The sequence below is a fragment of the Streptococcus sp. CCH8-H5 genome (genome assembly GCF_001556505.1).
Classification (GTDB): Bacteria; Bacillota; Bacilli; order Lactobacillales; family Streptococcaceae; genus Streptococcus.
Map to the genome: position 1 here is coordinate 1 of NZ_LSIZ01000071.1, position 211 is coordinate 211.

Annotated in this window: 1 protein-coding gene; it reads right to left on the minus strand. The window is 45.5% G+C overall.

Annotation, left to right across the window (positions count from 1 at the left end):
* Window positions 1-211, minus strand: a 211-nt coding sequence (locus tag AX663_RS04790) for a hypothetical protein (protein ID WP_156430763.1), incomplete at both ends; no start/stop codon positions are given.

The following is a 211-nucleotide window of genomic DNA, read 5'->3' on the forward strand; positions in this document are numbered from 1 at the left end:
GTTACGGCCGGCGCTTTACCTGTGAATGATTTCTCAGGAACAAAGGTTACTGTTCCGTCAGCTGCTACTGTGTATGTACCAACTCCATCAACTGTCTTCGTAGTTGAACCATCGTCGAAAGTAGCTGGAACGTCATCGTTCATTGGTACACGACTATCACCTTCAGTAAATTCAGGCTTACCTGTTTGGGTTTGACCTTGTTTACCTGTTG